Below are 16,553 nucleotides of genomic sequence, written 5' to 3'. Positions count from 1 at the left end.
CGACGGATTGTTACACCGAGTCCGAAATTGATGCATGAGCCAGGCGGGATTGGATTTCGACGAATTTCGTTTTACGATATTCGCATGAGTGAGCGAGAGACGATCAGGGGTGAGGTCGTCACCGAAGAGCAGATCGCCGCATGGGCTGCCGAAGTAGAAGTCGGCTACGACGTCGAGGTGCTCAAGAGGCGGGGGCGGGGCCGACCGGGGCGCGGTGCGGATCCGTCGCAGGTCGTCGCCCTACGTCTGACGAGCGATGAACTCCAAGCACTCGATGCTCGCGCGGAACGGGAGAAAAAGTCGCGTTCTGAACTCATTCGGGAGGCAATTGCGGCGTACGCCGCGTGAAAGTTCACGACTCCGCGCGCAAGTACGGCATCGGCGACGAAGACATCGTTCAGGCCGCGCGCGGGGCCGTTTGGGTCGAGCTGCTGGATGAAGAATCGCCAGCCTGCCGGCTACGACTGGGGTTCGACACGCGGCGGCCGACTTCTCGAGACCGTGGTTCTTGTCTTCGATAGTGGCAACGAACTTGTCATCCATGTGATGAGGGCGAGGCCCGATCTGGTGGACCTGCTGCCTTAGCTGTCGAGTGAGACAGTCGGGTCCAAGTCGGGAGCTAAGGCTCGTCAATCACCTCCCCGGCGGAGAACGCTCGATCTGCGAGATGCCGCAGGAGTTCGCTCCGGACCTCGGGTCGCGAGGGGTAGGTCAATACACGCCCGGGTTGGGTCGAGATACTTCGCGACTCCTGTCGGCTGTGGTTTGGGCGTACTCGCGGCCAGGACATCCGAGAACCGCGTCACGGTCACGTCCTCTACCTTGCATTTCGAGACATCCGGGTGGGCCCTGCGACCCTGCACGATACGCGCATGACGTTTCCGCCGCCGATTCGCCGACTCGACGACTCGCGGCTCAGAATGGTGGCCTCGATGACGTATCGGGCACGAATCCGACCGCAATCGGGGGAGGCTTGTCGATGTACGAGTTGCCGCCGGGCGAGATCCACTCGAGTACGCCGCGGGGGTGATGGATGACCCGCCATGGTGTTTCGCCCTTCAGGGTGTGGTGTCGTCGGCAGAAGCAGGCGAGGTTGCAGTGCGACGTCTTTCCGCCGAGGGCATAGTCCTGCCCATGATCGACATCACATCGGTGTGCGGGCATGCGGCATCCGGGAAACCGGCAGTGGGGATCTCGAGCCCGTAGGTATCGGGTCAAATCCGCGGATCGTGTGTATCGGTCAACGGCGAGGACGCCGCCGGTGATGGGGTCGGCGAGTATTCGTTCCCACCCGGGGACATTCGCCGCCAAGATTCGGGCTGTGTCGATGTCGACCGGTGCTCGACCAACCAGTTCGGCCGGGTCGGTGGTCACGCCGGCGAGCGCGAGGGCGGGGACGGTGACGTTGACGATCGCGCGGATGGATGCCAGGCCGCCGAAACCATCGCCGAGTCCCTCGCCGGTTTCGGGGTTGATGGTGTGGGTGAGGACGATCTCGGCCAGCAGGTCGGCGCGGATCTGATCGAGCGTGCGGGGGTCGCGTTCCGGCTCCCTCTCGTTTCCGTCGACGTTGCCATCTCCACTGTCGTGAGTTCCGCGCGCCGAGTCGGCTGCGTCGTCGCGAGCTTTGCGTGCCATCTGCGAGAGCATGTCGTGGATGCCGTAGACGGGCACGGCGGGCCCGCGTAGGACAAGTTCGGCCATGCCGTCGGCTTCGTCGCGAACCCACACGCCCCGCCCCTTGCGGGCCTCTTTGTGTCGCTCGGCGAATGTTGTCGGTTGGACCCGCTCGACGAGCCGGGCGAGCGACGCGTTCAGCCGGCCGGGAGTTGTCGATTCGGCCTGCGAGATCGCCTCCGACTCGAAGACGGCGCGGATGCCTTCGTCAGAGAGCTTGGTTCCGTGATCCACGATCACGCGGACATGCCCCAGCGCGATTCGCCCGTCGGACAAAGCCGACAGCGTCTCGGCGAACCGTGTAGAGATCGTGTAGGCGTCGTCGAGTCGACGCTGCACGGTGCGGTCGGACTGGTTGACCCGCACCGCCAATTCGGCTGCGATCGCCCGCAACGGTAGCTCTGCGTCACGCGAACTCATTCGCGGCAATTCGGACATACGTTCGAAAGCTGTCTCAGCGGCCCGCGCAAGAACACGAACCACCTCAGCTTCCGCTGCCGCAACGGCGGCAACCGCGACTGCGTAATCCTCGGCCAATTCGGCGGCAACGACGTCGACGTCGTCACCCCGCAAGCCCGATGAATTCGTATTCATGTTCTATACTCTACGAACCTGCGCCGACATTTCGTCCCCGAAAAGTGCCCGATACGGCCTCACATCGAAACTTTGTTCGTTAGATCTCTCTCATGATTGGCGGGCTTCTCGCGAATGATGGAGAGCGCCGAACCCGAACCCGCGACCAACGGATCGAGAGCATGTCCCGCTCAAGGTCAGTGACTGCTACGGAGGTAGTGTGAAGACACCGTGGGCCCCGTGGGGCTCGAACCCACGCAGGTGCATATCTTGCCGTTGTCGATTGAAGGAAATCGTTGATTTCCCGCGGTTACCGGACCCCTCAAGTGACACTCAGAAACATCAAAATGCGTATAGATGTTGTCAAAGTGTTGTCACGCGACGCGAGGTTAGGGCCGCGACCTCGTCGTCGACCGCCCGTTCAGGATCACTTTGCGAGAGAAACCGTGTCGGGAGTCAGTAGTGGTCGCGGGCTTGGAGAATGATGACGTGACTATCGGTGACGTAGTAGACCAGGCGGTTCTTGTCATCGATTCGGCGTGACCACGCCCCCGAGAGAATGTGCTTGAGCGGTTCCGGTTTGCCGATCCCAGCGAAGGGATCGCGCATCACATCTGCGATCAGTTGATTGATGCGCTTCAGAGTCTTGCGATCCTGCGTCTGCCAGTAGACATAGTCCTCCCACCCGTTCGGGTCGAATCCGATCGTTCGCGTCACGCGTCGAGGAGGTCGTGCTGTTCGAACTCTCCGCGGCGGGCGCGCTCGATTGCGGCGAGCAGCCGGTCAGCGTTGGCGGGGTTTCGGAGCAAGTACGCAGTTTCGGTCATCGCGTCGTAATCGTCCTTCGACAGAAGGACGGCGTTTCCGTGACGCGACACGACCTCGACGGCCGTGTGGTCTTCGTTGACCTGCTGAATGAGGCCGAAAAGAGTCTTGCGCGCCTCGGTCGCGGTGATTGCAGACATAGCCGCCTCCCTAAGTGGTACATCAAAGCGTACCACTTCACAATCACCGGGCTTGGTGAATCCACTGCGAGCATAAAGTCGGCGCGGCCGGATCGGTCAGCGGACTTCTTGCGCCTGCTCTTGGACGTCGACCAGCCAACCCGATATCGTGCGTCGACGCTGCTCGGACGGTGGATCAGCTGCGAGATCTTCAGTGGACGGAAGCTGCTGGGTTTGATCGTTGACGGGTTGCCTAATGCCTTGCGCCGCCGTCAGCTTGGCCGTCCCGGGTACTGGCACAATCTCGATCACGTACCGCGACGGTCGTGTCCCCCAGAACGCGCCCTCTCCGGACGTGCGACCGACCATCGGCCAGTCGCCGCCGTTTGGCGGCCTGGTCGCGTCCGGCGGTGCGCCGTCGCCGGGTCGGCGCAGCGACAGTCGCTCTACGACCTCGCGCGTGACCATGTAAACCGCCACCACTCGGCCGCGCACCCGATCGGGAGAGTCCTCCTCGTGGTGCGACTCCATTGCATCTGCCGTGGCGAGGACCTCCGGACCGAGGACGCCGGCCAGGGCCGGGGGCACCGCCCGCGACCCGATACCGAAGTCGACCTCGTCTCCCCGGCCGAACGGATCACCGCAGCATGCCCACTCCCACTCGGACAGCCACACGCGCCTCATGGCCGCAACGCTAACCCGACCCGTTCGTTTGCACACGTTGTCGCATTCGCGGATCCGTATGCGGGCAGCGTGGCTCGGTTGTTGACGATCGTCTCGCTCAGCGGACGTCGAATAGTTGTCGCGTGCTCGGGTGAGGGGTGGACGGACATCACGGGGAGCGCTGCGGGTGACCTAACCTCGACCTTTCATGGTCGTTGTGAGCGGGGTCGAATGAGCGTGGGTGCGCTCGCTTGAACCTGATTCTGTCGTCTGGGTACGACAATGAGTCGCGTGTCGCTGCGTGGGCGGGGTTCCGGTCCGGGGCGGTGCTGTCGTGGGTGGACTGAAGGCTGCCGGCGTCAGCCGGGCGCCCGCGCGTGAGCGCGCAGCCCGGTGATCGCCGCGAGGGCCGTGGCGACCCAGGTTGCCCGGTCGGAGAGGTGCAGGGTCGTGCGCCGGCCGTGCCGCGCGATCGCTGCCGGGATGGAGAACAGCCGCAGCCGTAACCGTTTCGGTTCCCACCGGCGGGCGGCATCGGTGGGGTGCGCGAGCATTCCCATCCAGGCCATCAGTTCGGACGCGAGGGCCACGAGGTGGCACCAAATGCGGTTCTGATCGAACGCTTTCAGGGGCAGGTTGCGCAGTCCGGTGTCTTTCGCGATACGGATGCGGTCCTCGCAGCGCGCCCGCCGACGGTGCCGCAGCTCGAGGGCGGCGAGTTGCCCGCGGGCCGTGTTCGTGGCGAACGCGGTCAGGCGGTAACCGTCGACGTCATCGAACCGCAGTTGCGCGCCGGGGTGTGGTCGTTCGCGGCGCACGATGACACGCATCCCTGGCGGCCATTTCGTGAGGTCGAGGATCCCGGTGAACTCGGCGACATCCGCACCCGGGCGGCCTTCTTCGGCCGCGTTGTAGGCCGGTGCCCACACCTTCTCGGGGATCTTCCGATACAGCTCCGGGGTGAACTGAGGGAGCGTGAACCCCACCGAATACGCCAACCGGCGCCCGCTGAGCCACTTCACGAACTCGTGCGTTCCACCGGCACCGTCGGCGCGGATCAGCACGCTCTTCCCCGGCCGGGCCGAACCTCCGGGCAACTGCGCGAGCGCTTGTTTCACGACGTCGATGTGGTCCGCGGCGGTGTTCGAGCCGGCGTTGCCCGGGCGGAGCTTGATCGCGAGCGCCTCACCCGCCCCGGGTTTCCCGTGGTCGAGAAACGCGCACAACGGATGAAAGCCGAAGCCGCGCTTGTATGTCGGTGCGGCGTGTTCTTTCTCGGAGTGCGCGGTGATCAACGTCGCATCCAGATCGATGATCAGCGGGTCCTTCACCGTCGCGGCGTGACCGGGCGCGTGCTCACCGGCCAGCGACCACGCCCGCTCCCGAGCAGTGGCTCTCGCGGTGTTGATCGCAGCGATCGCGCGGTCCGGGTCAGCAGCGAGGGCCGCGATCGTGCGGGACACCGTCGGGTCTGATGCGACCGGCCCGAACACCCCTGGCTCGCCGCGGAGCACCCCGATGTCAGCGAGAGCGTCACCACCCAACGTGAGCGCGATCGCAAGATCCACGACAACTTTCCCGGGATCATGGATCGCAAACGGCTTCCGCCACGGCCCGAGAGCCTCGGACAGCGCCCGGTCAAGACCAGTGGCGCGTGCGGTTTCGGTCAGCAGCACACCGCCCGCTTGACCGATCGCGGACACCCTCGCGGTGTCAACATTCACGCGGGGATACGCTCCGGTATTCTTCACCCTGAAGGTGCTCCTTCTTGCGGATCAATACGACTCTCGACAAGCCTTATTCTCCCAGGTCAGGAGCACTTTCCCTATCCACCACGCACGGTCGCCGGACCACAAGCGTGAAAGCCCGAGGCTAACGAAGGGGGCGGGCCACGGGCATTTCCGGATCGGATGGTCCCGTGACGACGAGCCAGTCGTCCGTGGAGACGGTCGCTGTCACTGCTTCGGATGCGGGGCCAGGAGCATCACATGAGCAAGCGACGAACTCGCACAAGATCGTGCACCGGGGTGACGGCATCCCGACCACGTAAGCTTCTGCGTATGAATGCTGCGCGTCGGCTGGTGCAAGTGACGGCGACTGTCACCGGGGTGGTGCTGCTGATCGCGGGTTGTGCAGCAATCAGACCCGAAGCCGTCACTCCGTCCCCCTCCGCCAGCGCTGCGCGCCAGCTTGGGCCTGAGGCCTTCGCTGCAGAGATCGCCAGCGGCGACCGGTTCGTGGTCAACGTACACACCCCCGACGAAGGCGGGATCGACGGCACGGACGCCGATATCCCGTTTGACCAACTTGAGGAACGCGTGTCCGAGCTGCCGCAAGAAAAGGCGGCCGCGATCGCGGTGTACTGCATGACTGGACGGATGAGCGAGATCGCAGTCGATACCCTCGCCGGAATGGGCTACGTCGACCTGGTAGAGCTACGCGGGGGCATGGTGGCCTGGGAGGCCGACGGGCGGACCCTGATTTCTCCGGCCGCCGAGTAGGTATCGACCTAGATGAGTGAGTCCGTTTGGCTGGGTCGGCGTGGATGCTGTTAATCGTTGACGGAGGGTCTTAACCTGCTCGGGATCGCGTCGGATCGGAAATGGATCCGATACGCGCACGCTCACCTGAAGGGCATGTTCCCGAACCTGCCCGGCCAGTCCGGGTGGGGCAAACGCGTCCGCCAATCCACCGGGCTTCTCTCTGCGGTGATCACCGAGCTGGCCCGTGACACCCCGTCCTGGGGTGAGGTCACCCGGCTGGTGGACTCGACCCCGTTACCGTGCGGGAAATCGCGGGAGACCGTGAAACGCTCAGACCTTGCCGGGCACGCCGACTACGGATACTGCGCATCCCACTCCCGATACTTCTGGGGCTTCCGGCTCTATCTGATCTGCACTCCCGACGGAATGCCCGTGGTCTGGGGACTCGCGAGCCCGAAGATCGGTGAACGCGAAGCCACCCAAGCGATGCTCGACCACGACAGACACCTCATCCAGCCTGGACAGGTGATCATCGGCGACAAAGGCTTCGCTGGGAAGCAGTTGGAGGACTTCGTCACCAACGAACTCGGCGCGCACCTTGTCCGCCCCGACCGCAAAGACGAGACCCCCAGGTTCGGGAAGCTCGGAGGCATCCGACAATGGGTCGAGTCCGTGTTCGACACCCTCAAAGGCCAACTCACCCTCGAAGACCGCGGCGGCAGAACCCCCGCAGGCGCCGAGCTTCCGCCATGGAGCACGATTCGCGGCGGCCCGAGGAGTCCGGTCGCCGTTGTCGATGCGGCCGCTTCCGTGAGAGTTGTCCCACGGTCTTTCTTTACTGTGTAGGTCTATGTACTGTAGAACGCATGGTAGACGCCCCGGCACAGCTCAGTCGGCTCGAGCAGGATCTCCGCAAGGGTGTCTTGGTGCTGGCTGCGCTTTCCCAGCTGCGGAAGCCGCAGTACGGGTACTCGTTGCGGCAGGCTCTCGCACGACGGGGGATGGCGATCGAGGAGGGCACGCTCTATCCGCTTCTGCGTCGTCTAGAGAGCCAGGGCGTGCTCGTTTCGAAGTGGCAAACGGACGATGGGCCTCCCCGCCGCTATTACGAGCTCAGCTCGCTCGGCATGGGCCTCTATGAAGACCTGACCTCCGCATGGGGGTCCTTGGCGTCGGTGATGGACCGGCTCCTGAACGAGAAGGACTCAGAATGAACCCCACAGCCATCATCGACAGCTATGTCGGCGACGTCGTAAGCCACCTGCCGCGGCGCCAGCGCGCGGACGTCGCCCTCGAGCTGCGCTCGCTGCTCGACGACGAACTGGCTGGTCGGGCGGCGGATGCTGGACATCCCGCCGACGCACCGCTGACCATGGAGCTGCTCTCCACGTTCGGCAGGCCGCAGGAAGTTGCCGACCGTTACCGGCCCGAGGGCTTCACCATCATCCGTCCGTCCGACGCCCCCCGATTCACATGGATCGCGTTCGGCGGCCTGGCGGTGATCTGGGCCATCACTTTCCCGGCCATCATGCTGGGCGTCATCCCGGTCGTCGGCTGGGACTACGGGGCCGACGAGTGGTGGGGTCGCTTTACGGTGTGGTGGCTGGGATGGGGGATCGGGGCCCTGTGGTGGCCGGGAGTGGTGATCACCTTCACGCTCATCGGTGCACTGGTCGATCGGCGACGAGAGTCGACTTCTGAGTCGTGGGTGCCCGCGCCGCCGAGAGTGATCGACCGCGATCTTGTGAATCGTCCGGCAACTGTCGTCGCCCTCGCCGCGGGGATACTCGGCGCCACAGTGGTGATCGCTCTGCCCTGGCTTGCAGTCTGGGCGCCTGGCCTGTCAGAACCCGCGATCGCTGCCCTCGAACTGGACCCGGACTTCTTGAGATGGCGAGCAGCCTGGATCCTTCCTGTTTGGGCGGCATCTCTCGCGCTGCTCGTATTTGTGCTCGTCGTCGGACGTTGGACCGTCGTCACTCACCGCGTCCGGGCGGCGCTGGATGTGGCGATGGTCGGGGTCCTGCTGTGGTGGTCCCTTGCAGGTCCCGTCTTCATCTCACCCGCAGCAGACAGCACAGCGAGGTTCCTCTTGATACTCCTCGCGGTGCTCTCAGCGACTGACGCCGTCATCGCCATTCGACGCAGCAACTCGGTAACGCGCAAGTCCCTCGCGCCGGCCTGAAGACCGTCGACCCCAAGAAACTCGCGGTCGGAGTCACCAACGGATGCTCCGCGCGGGCCCACTCCGCACAACTCACGTGACGATTGCAGCTCGTTCGTCATTCCGAATAAGTCGGTCATTCCGCAAGCCCGCCGCTCAGGGGGTGGTTCTCACGCATCGACGTCGAAGACGACGATCTGGACTGCCAGTCGCGAGATGAGCTGGGCCACAGGCTGGTGTGCGGGATGCGGCAAGTACTTGTCGCGGGCTGAGCTGCTAGCGAAGCTGACCACGAGCCCCCACTCGAATCCGCCCTCCAGCCCCTCGGGGCTCGTGCTCGGCCCGTGATGAACGGCGAGCACGTCAGGGATCGTGTCTGGGAATGCGTTCGCTAGCTCGGACAGCTCTTCGAGCTCAGCGGGGCTGACGTCCGGCTTCCAGCGGACGAGTACGACGTGCATGACGGCTGGATTGTTCATCTCCACAGATTGCCCGACCGGATCGTCGATCCGAGCCGGTGCTCTGCCGGTAAGCCAACCAACCGAAGGGCGCGTTCCCCATCGGAGTGAACACGCCGATCAGGATCGTCACAATGCCCACGGCGACGATCGCTCCCGCGCCCACCCAAGCGAGCACCGCCGTCCTGCTTCTGCCGCCCACCCTCCGACAACTATCCGCGACGACACCTACGCCGACCTGTTCGACGACGATCTCGACATCGTGTCGGAGGCGCCGGGAACGGCGGCTGCATCATCCAACGTGGCCGCGATTCTGTCAGCGGCTACTCCACGCGACGACGACGCGTGACAACAATCGAGAGCCTTCCGGCCCCGCAAAACGTCATTCAGTTGTTGTCAAATTGTTGTGACGAAGTGAATCCCGGTGCCTTGTGACCAACCGACACCCCAGTGTTTCCAGGAGATTTGATGGATCATATGCGGTGGGCCCCGTGGGGCTCGAACCCACGACCCGCGGATTAAAAGTCCGATGCTCTACCGACTGAGCTAGAGGCCCGTATCCCACCAGCCTACTGAACGTCAGTGCGAACCAGCGCGCACGGAAGCGGCCGCCGGAACCCCCTCGCAGGTAGGTTCCGACGGCCGCGGTCGTGCGTGTGTCGCGTGAGCCCCCCGGATCACGCGACACACGATGATCCGATTACATCGGGGGCATCAGCACCGTGTCGATGAGGTACACCGTGGCGTTGGCGGTCTGGACGCCACCACAGATCACGGCGGACTCGCCGTTGACCATGATGCTGTCTCCACTGCCGGTCACCTCGAGGTCCGCACCCTGAACGGTGGTGTACGTGCCGCCGAGGTCATCGGGGACGATCTGGCCGGGGATCACGTGGTACGTCAGGATCGACGTCAGCGTGGCCGTGTCGGTCTTGAGCGCCTCGATCGTGGCGGGGTCGATCTTCGCGAACGCGTCATCGACGGGAGCGAAGACGGTGAACTCTCCACCGTTGAGTGTGTCTACCAGGTCGACCTCGGGGTTCAGCTGACCGCTGACCGCTGCGGTGAGCGTGGTCAGGATCGGGTTATTGGACGCCGCGACCGCAACGGGGTCGGCAGACATGCCCTCGACGGAGCCGGCACCATCCGGGACCTGCTCGGCGTACGCAGCGCAGCCCGCACCGACGAGGTTCGCCGCCGGGTCCATCTCCATCTCTTCGGACATCGAGGGAGTGCTCGAGGGCTCTTCCATCGAGTCGTCGGTGGCGGTTTCGGCGCCCATCGAACAAGCGCTGAGCGCAAACGTCGCCGCCAGGGCGAGCGACAGGCCGGCGGTCAGGCGCATCTTGGTACGTGACATGAGTTCCTCCTCTATGTGGGGCCGGTAGGCCCCGTGGACACATACCCCGGTGCGGGGTCCGTGCACCGCTTGATGCGGTGTTCACAGGGCCATTCGGGGCTGCTCCGCGATCGGATTGGACATCGGGCAGAAAGTTTTTCCGTTGTCCATACCCCGCGCCGGATTCCGGGGCGCAGCAATAGGTGAGGCATGCTGGGACATGTGGTTATCGACGGCGTAGACGTGCCCGAGGAGGGCGGCGAAAGCGTCGACCATGTCGGCGAGTTGTTGTCGCGCGTCTCGCAGGGCGACGAAGCCGCATTTTCGCGCCTCTACGACCTGCTCTCCCCCCGCGTATTCGGCCTCATCCTTCGTGTGCTCGTCGATCGTTCGCAGAGCGAAGAGGTCCTGCAGGAGGTTTTCCTCGAGCTCTGGCAATCCGCAGCCAAGTTCGCTCCGAACAAGGGGCAGGGAAGATCGTGGGTACTTACCATCGCTCACCGCCGGGCCGTTGATCGTGTGCGATCGGCGCAGGCGAGTGCGGACCGGGACGTACGCGTGGGCTTCCGAGACATAGAGGTCGCTCATGACGGGGTTGCGGAACAAGTGGAGCTTCGGATCGAAGGGCAGCGGGTCGCTCAGGCGCTCGAGACCCTTCCCGATGCCCAACGGGAAGCGATCACCCTCGCGTATTACGGGGGTTACAGTCAGAGCGAGATCGCGGCCCTCGTCGGGGCGCCGCTCGGAACGGTCAAGACGAGAATGCGAGACGGGCTGACCCGTCTCAGAGGAGAATTGGGGGTGACGACATGAACGAGCACGAATTCGCAGAACTGGCCGCGGGACACGCGCTCAACGCGCTGAGCCCCGAGGACGAGGCCGCGTTCGTCGCCGCCCTCGCGGAGCATCCCGAGTGGGAGCACCACGCGTATTCGGATGCCGCCACGGTCGCCGCGCTCTCGGACTCCGTCGCCGAAGTGTCGCCGCCCCCTGCCCTGCGCACCGATCTGCTGGCGCGGATCGCCTCGGTGCAGCAGGATCATCCCGCACAGGTCGCCGCTCCCGCCTCGAGTCTGGAGTCCCCGGCCGCCGTCCCGGACGAGCCGCGTCGGCGCAGTTGGGGCCCGCGTGCCTGGTTCGCGCTCGCCGCATCCCTCGTCCTTCTCGTCGGAGTCGGCGGCGGAGCGGTCGTCCTCGCGCAGCAGCTGAATCGCCCGGTGGCGGTGGTGGCCCTCGAGCGCATCGAGGCAGCGCCCGACGGTCAAGAAGCGTCGACGACGCTTGCAGACGGGGGCCAAGCGACGGTCCACTGGTCGGAGTCCGTCGGTGAGGTGGTTTTCGTCTCGGACGGCTTGCCCACGCTGAGCGATGACCAAAGCTATGAACTCTGGTTCGTGCGGGATTCGGGTGCGATCGCCGCGGGTGTGTTCGAGGCCGGGGGTGACGGCGATGCGACCGCGCTGTTGGCCGGATCGATGAGCCCCGGCGATATCATCGCTGTGACTGTCGAGCCCGCGGGCGGCTCGCCGACGGGTGAGCCGACGAGCGATCCGATCCTCGCTATTCCCACGGCCTGACGCGTTCTCTGCCCGCGTTGAGTTGCGCGGCGCGCGAACGCTCCGGCGGCTCTCGTCCCATACGTCGCGGGTAGCCTGGATGGATGAGTGACGCCACCGGCCCCGGATTCCACAAGCCGGTACGACGCCCCTCCGACGTCTTCGACCGCCTGTTCGGCACCGAGGATCCTGCCGAGGTTTCGCGCGTCGCCCATTCGACCGCCGCGGCGCTCCTCTCGCGCGTTCGCGAGGAGCCGGATGCCTCGGTGGTCGACCGCCTCGTGCAGTTCACCGATCTGCACGGTATCCACGACATCGCCGAGCTGTGGTCGCGCTCGCCCGCGCGGACCCTCCCCGGAACGCTGTGGCGCCTGTACCTGCTGCAGCTCATGATCCATGACGACCCTCGGACCGCTGCCCTCCTGTTCGAGCGCGGGCGAGTGGAGCTGTCAACGGCGGACGTCGTCGTCGCGGGTGCTCCCGCCCCCGCTGGCCCGGAAGAGCTCGTTGAGCTGTCGGATAAGATCTTGCGCGGCGTTTTCGAGGGTGACTTCGGTGTCGCGCTCGACCGCGCGGCTGCCTTCTGCCGGATCGAAGCGGATGGCGCGACCCGGCTCGCGGACGACTACGAACGTACCGAGCCAGAGCGTGCGACAGACCTCACCGCGCGGGCACTCAGACTGTCGGCATTCGCCGCAGATCTGACCGCGGCGGCCTCGCTGTGGCGGCGCGACACGCTGAACTGAGCGCCGCCTGGCCTGCGGGCAGAGAAGTGCCGGGCCGCAGAACGCCTCACGGCGCGGAGCCGCTCGGAGCGGCAGATTATGGAGCCCGGGGTTACTGCGGCCCGGCTGTTCCAGTGTAACGCAGCCCTCGCGGCGGCTATTCCGACCGGGCGCCGTAGGCTCGGAGAATGGCAACGCGCTTCGCGCTCATCATCGAGCCAACGGCATCCGACGACACCCGATCCGACTTCTCGGCGACCTTCACACAAGTGGACGCGTCCGCGCCGGCGCTCAGCGTCGGTGAGCTGAGTACCCAGCGCGGCGACGGCATCTTCGAATCGATCGGTGTCGTCGACAGTCACCCGCAAGAGGTCGCGGCGCATCTGGAGCGGTTCGTGCGTTCGGCCGAGATCTGCGATCTGCCGATGCCGAACGTTGAGCAGTGGCGTCAGGCCATCGATGCCGCCGCGGCGTTATGCGGCCCGGGGGAGTGGGTCGTGAAGACCATTCTGAGCCGTGGGGTCGAGCATGGGCCCGCGCCGACAGCCTGGGTCACCGCGGCCGACGCCGCGGACTTCTCGAGGCCACGGCGCGAGGGGATCGCTGTCGTCACGCTCGACCGAGGGTTCGACCTGAACGCGCCCGCCCGCGCACCGTGGTTGCTGCTCGGCGCGAAGACCCTGTCATATGCGGTGAACATGGCGTCGTTGCGCGAGGCGCACAAGCGCGGCGCGGACGATGCGATCTTCGTCTCGTCGGACGGGTTCGTGCTCGAGGCACCCACCGCATCCGTCATCCTGCGTTTCGGCGACGTGTTCGTCACCCCGGAGCCAACGGGGGGAATCCTGCACGGCACGACCCAGCTGAGCGCGTTCGCGTGGCTCGAGGGGCAAGGTTTTGCAACCGTCTATCGTGATGTGCGCACGAGTGAGCTGGCAGCGGCGGAAGTCGGATGGCTCGTGTCGAGCGTGCGTCTGGCGGCTCCCATTCGACGGATCGATGAGGTGGATGTGCCGCTCGATCACGAACTGACCGACGCGCTTAACGCGTACCTGCTGTCGCCGCGCGAATAGGACTATCCGAAGCGACCCGAGACGTAGTCTTCGGTTGCCTGGACGGTCGGCGTGGTGAAGATCGTGCGGGTGTCGTCGTACTCGATGAGCTTGCCGGGCTTGCCGGTGCCCGCGATGTTGAAGAAGGCAGTGCGGTCGGAGACGCGCGAGGCCTGCTGCATGTTGTGCGTGACGATGACGATCGTGTACTCGGACTTCAGCTCGCCGATCAGCTCTTCGATCGCATAGGTAGAGATCGGGTCGAGGGCCGAGCACGGCTCGTCCATGAGCAGCACATCCGGCGATACGGCGATCGCGCGGGCGATACACAGGCGCTGTTGCTGCCCACCCGAGAGACCGGAGCCGGGGCGGTCGAGGCGATCCTTGACCTCGTTCCAGAGGTTCGCCCCCGTGAGCGACTTCTCGACGAGGGCGTCGGCGTCGCTCTTGTTGATGCGCTTGTTGTTCAACTTGACGCCGGCGAGCACGTTCTCGCGAATCGACATGGTCGGGAACGGGTTGGGGCGCTGGAACACCATGCCGACCTGTCGACGCACGAGCACCGGGTCGACTCCGGGACCGTAGAGGTCGGCACCGTCGAGCAGAACCTGTCCCTCGACGTAGGCGCCGGGGATGACCTCGTGCATGCGGTTGAGGGTGCGCAGGAACGTCGACTTGCCGCATCCGGACGGACCGATGAAGGCTGTGACGCTCCGGGGTTCGATCTCGAGGGCGACTCCCTCGACGGCGAGAAAGTCGCCGTAGTAGACGTTCAGATCGTGGACTTCGATGCTCTTGGACACGTGTTCCTCAGAATGTTTCAGGTGGAGGCGGGATGGGTCAGCGGCCGAACTTCGGAGCGAAGAGGCGTGCGATGAGGCGGGCGATGAGGTTGAGTGCCATCACGATGACGATCAGGACGAACGCCGCGGCCCAGGCGCGGTTGATGTAGGCCTCGGCCGGGATGCCCTGGTTCATGTACTGCGAGTACGCGAACACGGGCAGCGTCATCATGCGCCCCTCGAAGAGGTTGTAGTTCATCGAGGTCGTCACACCCGCCGTGATCAGCAGGGGAGCGGTCTCACCAATGACGCGCGCGACCGAGAGCATGATTCCGGTGGTTATGCCGGCGATGGATGTCGGCAGAACGACCTTCACGATCGTGAGCCATTTGGGCACGCCGAGCGCGTATGACGCTTCGCGCAACTCGTTGGGAACGAGTCGCAGCATCTCTTCGCTGGAGCGAACGACGACCGGGATCATCAAGACCGACAGTGCCACGGCGCCCATGATGCCGAGCCGGATGCCCGGACCGAAGAAGAGCGCGAACACCGCGAAGGCGAACAGACCGGCGACGATCGAGGGGATACCCGTCATGACGTCGACCAGGAACGTGATGCCCTGCGCGAGCTTTCCGCGCCCGTACTCGACGAGGTAGATCGCCGTGAACAGACCGATCGGGATCGAGATGATGGCCGCAGCCAGGGTGACGAGAAGTGTGCCGATGATCGCGTGCAGCGCCCCGCCGCCGTCACCGACGACATTGCGCATCGACGATGTGAAGAAGTCAGCGGAAATACCCGCGACACCGTTGGTGACGACGGTGAAGCCGAGCGAGATGAGAGGCACCATTGCCAGCGCGAAGGCCGCCGTCACGATTCCCGTGACCAGGCGATCGACCGCCTTTCGGCGTCCCTCGACCATGCTCGAGATGACCGTGATGAGCACGAGGTAGAGCAGCACGGCGACGACGGCGAAGCCGGCGATGTTGAACCCGGCGCCGCTGGCGATGCCGAGTACGGCGAAGAGGATGGCGCTGACCACAGCGCTGAGGGCGAGGACGCCCCAGGGGGAGCCCTGGGGAAGGCGACCGTTGGTGAGTCCGCTGGACGCCGCGGGCGCGGTCGAAGACGAGGGAGCAGTCGTGAGGGTCATGTCAGTTGGCTCCCGAGAATTCCTTGCGGCGGTTGACGATGTATCGCGCGAGGGCGTTCACCGCGAATGTCACGATGAACAGGATCAGCCCCGTGGCGATCAGCACGTTGATGTTCGTGCCATAGGCCTCGGGGAACGTGAGGGCGATGTTCGCCGGGATCGTGCTCGGGTTCTCAGGAGTGAGTAGCCGGAAGGTGACGATGCCGGTTGCGGAGAGCACCAGGGCAACCGCCATCGTCTCTCCGAGGGCGCGGCCGAGCCCCAGCATCGATGCGGACACGATGCCGCTGCGGCCGAAGGGGAAGACGGCCATCCGGACCATCTCCCAGCGCGTTGCGCCGAGGGCGAGCGCGGCTTCTTCGTGCAGGATCGGGGTTTGGAGGAAGATCTCGCGGCAGATGGCGGTGATGATCGGCACGACCATCACGGCGAGCACCATTGCGGCGGTGAAGATCGTGCGGCCTGTGCTGGAAACCGGGCCGGCGAAGAGGGGGAACCATCCCGCGTTGTCGACGAGCCAGGTGTAGATGGGCTGAACGGCCGGCGCGAGTACGAGGATCCCCCAGAGGCCGAAAACGACCGAGGGAACCGCTGCAAGCAGGTCGACGATGTAGCCGAGGCCCTGTGCGAGTCGACGCGGGGCGTAGTGCGAGATGAAGAGGGCGACGGCCACCGAGAGGGGCACGGCCATCAGCAGGGCAAGGAATGATGCCCAGATCGTTCCGAACAGGAGAGGCCAGACGTAGTCCCAGAAATTCGTGCTGAGGATGGAGGCATCCTCGCTCGTTGCCGAGATGCCGGGAAGCGACTGAATCACGAGGAACACTGTCACGGCCGCGAGGGTGACGAGGATCATCGATCCAGCAAAGAGGGCGGTTCCCGAGAACCAGCGGTCGCCTGGGCGCTGCTTCGCCTTGACGGCGGGGGGCGCGGTGGTGGTCATCTCATCCTGTTCTCGGTATTGCCTGGCGGCGTGAGAGGTAT

18 protein-coding genes, 1 tRNA gene and 1 pseudogene are annotated in these 16,553 nt (G+C 65.1%); 9 read left to right on the top strand and 11 right to left on the bottom strand.

The features are described 5' to 3' along the window. Positions 1-84: 84 nt before the first annotated feature. Positions 85-348: a ribbon-helix-helix domain-containing protein gene (locus tag ACT9TC_RS05430; RefSeq protein ID WP_458042387.1), complete on the top strand. Its 264-nt coding sequence runs from the start codon at positions 85-87 to the stop codon at positions 346-348. A gap of 567 nt (positions 349-915) precedes the next feature. On the opposite strand, the gene ACT9TC_RS05425 is transcribed toward ACT9TC_RS05430, so the two are convergent. The 5 genes from ACT9TC_RS05425 to ACT9TC_RS05405 form a co-directional block, all read right to left on the bottom strand. Continuing rightward, entirely contained in the window at positions 916-2,271 is a 1,356-nt protein-coding gene (locus ACT9TC_RS05425; protein WP_458042386.1) for a DUF222 domain-containing protein, read from the bottom strand. Between the two features lie 435 nt (positions 2,272-2,706). Further along, complete coding sequence (locus ACT9TC_RS05420; protein ID WP_458042385.1) at positions 2,707-2,967, bottom strand: Txe/YoeB family addiction module toxin; 261 nt, start codon at positions 2,965-2,967, stop codon at positions 2,707-2,709. Next, positions 2,964-3,215, bottom strand: a complete 252-nt coding sequence (locus ACT9TC_RS05415; RefSeq protein ID WP_458042384.1) for a type II toxin-antitoxin system Phd/YefM family antitoxin — start codon at positions 3,213-3,215, stop codon at positions 2,964-2,966. The genes ACT9TC_RS05420 and ACT9TC_RS05415 overlap by 4 nt, the downstream gene beginning before the upstream one ends. A 96-nt stretch (positions 3,216-3,311) precedes the next feature. After that, complete coding sequence (locus tag ACT9TC_RS05410) at positions 3,312-3,878, bottom strand: DUF6578 domain-containing protein (RefSeq protein WP_458042383.1); 567 nt, start codon at positions 3,876-3,878, stop codon at positions 3,312-3,314. Positions 3,879-4,216: 338 nt separating this feature from the next. Further along, the gene (locus ACT9TC_RS05405) at positions 4,217-5,608 is read right to left on the bottom strand and encodes an IS1380 family transposase (protein ID WP_458041077.1); all 1,392 of its coding nucleotides are present in this window, start codon (positions 5,606-5,608) and stop codon (positions 4,217-4,219) included. A gap of 309 nt (positions 5,609-5,917) precedes the next feature. Between ACT9TC_RS05405 and ACT9TC_RS05400 the strand changes: the two genes are divergently transcribed. From ACT9TC_RS05400 to ACT9TC_RS05385, 4 genes and pseudogenes are all read left to right on the top strand, one after another. Further along, entirely contained in the window at positions 5,918-6,358 is a 441-nt protein-coding gene (locus ACT9TC_RS05400) for a rhodanese-like domain-containing protein (RefSeq protein WP_458042382.1), read from the top strand. 81 nt (positions 6,359-6,439) lie between these two features. After that, positions 6,440-7,075 (top strand): annotated as a pseudogene (locus tag ACT9TC_RS05395) (IS982 family transposase); the annotation flags it as partial. A gap of 131 nt (positions 7,076-7,206) precedes the next feature. Continuing rightward, positions 7,207-7,554 carry a PadR family transcriptional regulator gene (locus ACT9TC_RS05390; RefSeq protein WP_458042381.1) on the top strand — a complete coding sequence of 116 codons (348 nt, stop codon included), beginning with the start codon at positions 7,207-7,209 and terminating at the stop codon, positions 7,552-7,554. After that, entirely contained in the window at positions 7,551-8,525 is a 975-nt protein-coding gene (locus ACT9TC_RS05385) for a hypothetical protein (RefSeq protein WP_458042380.1), read from the top strand. The genes ACT9TC_RS05390 and ACT9TC_RS05385 overlap by 4 nt, the downstream gene beginning before the upstream one ends. 149 nt (positions 8,526-8,674) lie before the next feature. Here ACT9TC_RS05385 and ACT9TC_RS05380 read toward each other — a convergent pair whose 3' ends face one another. The 3 genes from ACT9TC_RS05380 to ACT9TC_RS05370 all read right to left on the bottom strand — a co-directional run bounded on the left by ACT9TC_RS05380 (position 8,675) and on the right by ACT9TC_RS05370 (position 10,322). After that, positions 8,675-8,983, bottom strand: a complete 309-nt coding sequence (locus tag ACT9TC_RS05380) for a Dabb family protein (RefSeq protein ID WP_458042379.1) — start codon at positions 8,981-8,983, stop codon at positions 8,675-8,677. A 462-nt stretch (positions 8,984-9,445) separates the two neighbouring features. Beyond that, positions 9,446-9,518, bottom strand: a tRNA-Lys gene (locus ACT9TC_RS05375). 144 nt (positions 9,519-9,662) lie between these two features. Then, the gene (locus ACT9TC_RS05370; protein ID WP_458042378.1) at positions 9,663-10,322 is read right to left on the bottom strand and encodes a fasciclin domain-containing protein; all 660 of its coding nucleotides are present in this window, start codon (positions 10,320-10,322) and stop codon (positions 9,663-9,665) included. Between the two features lie 189 nt (positions 10,323-10,511). On the opposite strand from ACT9TC_RS05370, the gene sigK reads away from it, so the two are divergent. From sigK to ACT9TC_RS05350, 4 genes are all read left to right on the top strand, one after another. Beyond that, positions 10,512-11,114, top strand: coding sequence for an ECF RNA polymerase sigma factor SigK (gene sigK / locus ACT9TC_RS05365; protein WP_458042377.1), 603 nt, complete (start codon positions 10,512-10,514; stop codon positions 11,112-11,114). Continuing rightward, a complete protein-coding gene (locus tag ACT9TC_RS05360; protein ID WP_458042376.1) occupies positions 11,111-11,878 on the top strand; it encodes an anti-sigma factor in 768 nt (255 codons plus the stop codon). The genes sigK and ACT9TC_RS05360 overlap by 4 nt, the downstream gene beginning before the upstream one ends. A gap of 83 nt (positions 11,879-11,961) precedes the next feature. Continuing rightward, positions 11,962-12,603: a DNA-directed RNA polymerase subunit beta gene (locus tag ACT9TC_RS05355; protein WP_458042375.1), complete on the top strand. Its 642-nt coding sequence runs from the start codon at positions 11,962-11,964 to the stop codon at positions 12,601-12,603. A gap of 167 nt (positions 12,604-12,770) precedes the next feature. Then, the gene (locus ACT9TC_RS05350; RefSeq protein WP_458042374.1) at positions 12,771-13,655 is read left to right on the top strand and encodes an aminotransferase class IV; all 885 of its coding nucleotides are present in this window, start codon (positions 12,771-12,773) and stop codon (positions 13,653-13,655) included. A 2-nt stretch (positions 13,656-13,657) separates the two neighbouring features. On the opposite strand, the gene pstB is transcribed toward ACT9TC_RS05350, so the two are convergent. Genes pstB through pstC form a run of 3 tightly spaced genes read right to left on the bottom strand, consistent with a single transcriptional unit; the run spans position 13,658 to position 16,512 of the window. Continuing rightward, the gene (gene pstB, locus ACT9TC_RS05345) at positions 13,658-14,437 is read right to left on the bottom strand and encodes a phosphate ABC transporter ATP-binding protein PstB (RefSeq protein WP_458042373.1); all 780 of its coding nucleotides are present in this window, start codon (positions 14,435-14,437) and stop codon (positions 13,658-13,660) included. 37 nt (positions 14,438-14,474) lie between these two features. After that, the gene (gene pstA, locus ACT9TC_RS05340) at positions 14,475-15,569 is read right to left on the bottom strand and encodes a phosphate ABC transporter permease PstA (protein WP_458042372.1); all 1,095 of its coding nucleotides are present in this window, start codon (positions 15,567-15,569) and stop codon (positions 14,475-14,477) included. A 1-nt stretch (position 15,570) separates the two neighbouring features. Then, complete coding sequence (gene pstC, locus ACT9TC_RS05335; protein WP_458042371.1) at positions 15,571-16,512, bottom strand: phosphate ABC transporter permease subunit PstC; 942 nt, start codon at positions 16,510-16,512, stop codon at positions 15,571-15,573. Positions 16,513-16,553: the final 41 nt, after the last annotated feature.

It is taken from the genome of Microbacterium sp. HM-570, from assembly GCF_054165885.1.
This window is presented reverse-complemented; position numbering and strand designations above follow the sequence as displayed.